General features: G+C 42.5%; 3 protein-coding genes. All 3 read right to left on the bottom strand.

Annotation, left to right across the window (positions count from 1 at the left end; all coding sequences use genetic code 11):
* Positions 1–1456, bottom strand: a 1456-nt coding sequence (locus Q7J27_06515) for a UvrD-helicase domain-containing protein (GenBank protein MDO9528798.1), incomplete at its 3' end; no start/stop codon positions are given.
* The gene (locus tag Q7J27_06510) at positions 1426–3504 is read right to left on the bottom strand and encodes an AAA family ATPase (protein MDO9528797.1); all 2079 of its coding nucleotides are present in this window, start codon (positions 3502–3504) and stop codon (positions 1426–1428) included. The genes Q7J27_06510 and Q7J27_06515, both read right to left, overlap by 31 nt.
* Before the next feature lie 663 nt (positions 3505–4167).
* The coding region (locus tag Q7J27_06505; GenBank protein MDO9528796.1) for a DNA adenine methylase at positions 4168–4872 on the bottom strand (705 nt) is incomplete at its 5' end.

The raw sequence follows: 4872 nt of genomic DNA, 5'->3' as shown, positions 1-4872 counted from the left end.
CTGCTTGCCATGATTTTCGTCCTCCCTCTTCGTCTCGGCAACCATACATGCACCTTATTACCCTGTCCAGTTTTTGGGGAGTGTTATAGTCCCACAGAGCGGACAGTCCTTGCGTAATCTCATTTAACTGGTTTCTCATTTCCCCCAAGGTTCGGTCAGCATTGACACCTTTTGGGTCGAATGCAGGACTCGACATTTTTAAGACATCTATAACTCGACGTTGATTCCCATTTTTGTGGGCCTGTGCTAGGGGGCAGATAACACTTACAAAAGGCTTTAAAAGAAAATGATCGCCTTTTTCGTAGTCTTCTTGGGCTGTTGTAGAAGAGAATAGGCCCGTGAAAAGTTTTTGTAGTTCAGGAAACCCGAGCCGCCGTGCAATCATTTGACGAACGAGGAAAAGATGCTTTACATCCGCACGCTGGTCCCAACCCCAGACCTCAAGTGCTTCTGCAAAGCGTGCGGATGCACGTGTAATTTGATCCTCAGTGTATCGTTTTCGTTCACCTTCCGGTGCTTCAGCTCTTACTAACCTAATAAGAACGCTCCCTTCAACATCAGCGCTTGCTCCTGCGGGAACCTGTTGGATATCTTGTCGAAATGCATTCAGCAAATTTATCACTTTTCGTGAGCATCGAAAATTCTCTTGTTTTGTGATCCGAACGGAATTGGCAGGACCAGCAAAATCACCCGCACGTTCATCGTATATCTGCTGCATCGGATCACCGAAGTAGCCGACAATAGGCAAGCCATCGCTTTCACAAAGTTTATTAAGTGCCTCTACAACATTTTGAAATGTATCCTGCGCCTCATCAACAAAGATATACGGATATTTCTGGCCAACAATCCGGCGGAGAATTTCATTTGTTGATAACAGGTAGGCAGCGACATAAATAACGTCATCGTGACTTAGCACGCCTTGGGAGTAGTTACTGAAATTGGTGTCGCTATACTCAAAACTGTCCACAGCATCCAATCGATCCAGGTCGAGCTGTAATGATGCGATTTTTTCTCTTGCAGCAACTGCTTTCTTACTTTGACCACCGTTGTCATCCTGTTGTTTTTTATCTATATGCCAGGGTATCAAATAGTTACGGAGAGCTTCACGAATATTTGGCGTAAACCTTTTTACTTCTCCCCATAGAAAGCTGTGGAGTGTTGATACACAATACAATTCGTCCCGATCCAAGCGGCTGGAGATAACTTCAACTGCCCGTTTGGTATATGTGATGCAAGCAATCCTTTTGTCGTCACGGCGAAGGTGTGGACCTTCTGTTTCTCTCAGGTACTTAAGCGCGCTTATCAAAGACATCGTTTTTCCTGAACCTGCACCGGCAATCATTGAGAAACTCCGCCGCGTGTCCAGGCAATTCCTGATGTCTTTATCTGCGCTTGTTTCGAGTAACCTTTGTACCTTGGCACCCATCAAGCAGTCTCCACTTCCGTTTTTGCGCATGTCTTGTCCTCCAGCCAGCGCAAGCCGTCAGCAATATACTGTGGTGTTACCCAGGCCGTTGTTAATGAAGCTATATTAAGAGCGAACTCGGCCTTCTTGAATGACGAAGACTTTGTCGCTTCGAATACTGCCGTATACCCTTTTTCAAAATCTTGATCATCAGGAAGGTCGATTCCAAAACTGATTTCATTGTCACGAAAAATTTGCATATTCTGATATGTAAACGTTTCTTCGAACGTCCGTCCGAGCATTGGTTTATTAGGATCATAGCCTAAAACAGGAGTTGGTTTTTGGAATGCAACGAAGCAGCTATCCGCTGCCAAGATTTGCTCTTCCACTTTCAGCTTTGATAGTTCACTTACTTCGGATTTATTTAGGAAGAATTTAAGAGAAGCGTTTGAAGTCACCGCCCCTACCGTGTCTGCCCTGCAAACTTTTCGCTTGTCTAATGGATCGACTGAATCCAAGTCCGTTATGACGAGATATGAAATACCTAAAAACTCTAAGAGGCTCGCGAAACGGTGCGCATAAGCGCCTCCAACCTCCAGTACGGTAAGGTAGTTGCGTTTCAGTCCTTGTGCAGATTTATCAATCATCTGTGGTAGAAGGAGTTTCTCTACTGTACCCTCGACCAGTACTGCGGCATCCGCAAAGAATAGATCGCAGTGGGTTAACTTAAGATAACGTTTAAGGAAATCCAGGGTTTCCTTCTCGTCTTCGATTGTTCCCCCCGCTGAAGACTTTTGGGGTCTGAAGTCCCTTAAGCTAAGCACCTTCGATGCATTGAAAGTAATTGCTGTAGCGGGGTTTTCTCCGGTTGATGTGCAACGTCGAAAATAGCGAACCTTTCTGAACTCAATCGTATCTATGATATGTGAGGAGTGTGTAGTGATTCCAAGCTGAGGCACCATATGTTTTTCACCGGTATCCTCAGATGCCTTTCGTATAATTTCCCAAATGTTCGAAACAAATGTTTGTTGAACCTGAGCGTGCAGGTGCACCTCCGGCTCTTCGATAAAGATGATTTGGCAAAGAGGCCTTTTTATTTCTGTTTTCATCCATTGCAGGTGGAAGTGGCTGATTTGTATTGCCATGTATACGAGGTTCTTAAACCCAAGGCCGTTGTAAGCTTCAGGAAGTTCATGGTTGAGCATTGGGTCTATGTAGAGAAGAGATGTGTTGCCTTGCAGCGCCGCCTCTGGACTTAAAGACGATACGATCCTCATCTGTCTATCATTAATAGATGGCACTCCAAGGCTTCGAATGACCTCCATCAAACCCTTGAAGTGGGCATCATAGTGTTGATTAAGGTTTTCGTTGTTTTCGTCTATTACACGATTTGCTTCTTCGTTTATCTCTGCCTGTTGAAGATTTTTCCTGTAGAATGCTGCGAAAGCAGTAGATAAGCGGTTACTACGTCCTACTTCATGGTCATCAATGTTTCTCTGTGCGTCAACAAAGTCGATGCGGATCAAGGATGCAAGAACTCGTTTTCCTTCATCAGGATCAAGAGGGTGAATTACTATGTCCGTTTCGGTATTCTCTATGGCAGAATAACCAAGGGTAAAATGACGATTTAAGTTTCCTTGAAGTGATAGGAAGTGAGAAAGATTTTTCGGCTGCCTTCCACCTTCCACAGGTGGAAAAGCAGATAGATACTCAGCCTTCAGCTTGCTTGCATCCTTGACGCAGTATTTCAGCCGAACACCAACTTCTTCAAAGTTGGCCAAGGCATTTGGTAAAAGAGAAAAGACCCGCCCAAATTCGATATCCGGGTCTATCGAAAACCAAAGATCCATTTCAATTGATGGGAGATTACTTTCATCGGCATCATCCATTACACCAAAGGCGTTTATGGCTGCAATTGTTGAGACAGAAAAGTCATGGACTTTGAAATCTTGGCGAAGGAGAAAAAGACGAAAGGCCGTAGTGGCCGAAGTTTTTCCGCTATTATTTGGCCCAACGAAAACGGTTTCATCGTTTTCAAAGTCAATTTCAACATTTTCCAGCCGACGAAAGTTCCTTAGATGTACCTTCTTTATTTTCATGGGAAGTACTCCTTAGATTTCATTCAAAAAACAAGTGGAACCAAGTAGGCCACGATTCACACATATGGTGGTATAACTCCAAGTAGGGTCGATAGCTGGCACTCATGCGACACTATTCTAAAGTTTACGGATAACTCCACGCCCCACGGGAATCTTCTGGGCTCTGTGCAATGGCCATTTAGCTGTTGTCTTTGCACACGCGGTCTACCGGCTTCCCCTATCCCTTTCTAAGTATTCTAAAATAAGCTGTCCAAGGTTACCATTTCTTCTTGTATCCAAATAACTGCCAAAATACAGTCGGCACCTTAGTGCCAGGATCTATAGTTGTTTTTGGCCTACCAGCGTCTGCCCACAAGACCAGTTGAACGCGTTCAACTGACTTAACTGCATGATATAATAAATGAAATAACGACACTGCCGATCATTTTCATGCCAGCTTTTTGCTCGGTTATTCCTTCGTCGCCGCGGCCAGCGTATCCTCGATGGCCTGTTTCAGATTATTCAGGGCAATGATGAAGTTCTGCTTTTCTTCCGGCGTCAGGGTCTGCATGTCCAAGAATTAGTGGCTGGTCCCCCAATTCACCACTTGGAGTCTCGCCAAGTGACGGGTGACTCCTCATATAGAAGTAAGGATGTTATTGTTATTATGTTTCCTCTTTTATCTTATTGAATGGTGATTCTATCAGATTTGATTAAGATTTCTTTAGATTTTTTGGGTTTATTAATGTGATAATGAAGGTCAAATTCAATCACAGATCTGTCAGGATAAAGGGCATTAATTTCAGGGACATTATCATATGTTAGTAGCCAAAAAACGTCTTTATTATCATTTAAGAAGTTTGCCAACTCTATATGATTTGAATCATTGTAATGATTTAAATATAAAGAACTACCTTTTTCATAATAAGGTGGGTCAACATAGACTAATATATTTTGCATATCAAAAACCTGCTTCATCAATTCGATTCCATCCATGTTAAGTATTTTAATCCTACTCCTGTATAGAGAAATCTTTTTTATTCTATCAATCATTTTATCTTTATCAAAGCGGGCATTAATTTTCCATTTCCCCTTTTGTTCTTTTCCACCTATCGGACCACCTCCGATAATTCCCGACCTATTTGTTCTATTAAGGAAAAAAGTAGCAAACCCACGATCAAATTCAGATGAGCATTTATCTTTGTAAATATATTTCTGTTGATGCCATTCTTCAATTGTTACATTTACACTGTTTATTTTTTCTATAAACCTGTTCGTATGATCTAATGCAGCCTTCCAGAAGGAATATATAGAATTATCTAAATCATTAATAATTATTTGGTCAACTTTTTCTAAAAATAATAATGAAAGAGCAGCCCCGGCTCCACC

Source organism: Syntrophales bacterium (assembly GCA_030655775.1).
Classification (GTDB): domain Bacteria; phylum Desulfobacterota; class Syntrophia; order Syntrophales; family JADFWA01; genus JAUSPI01.
The sequence above is the reverse complement of the archived record's forward strand: the minus strand, read 5'-3'. Positions and strand labels throughout refer to the sequence as shown.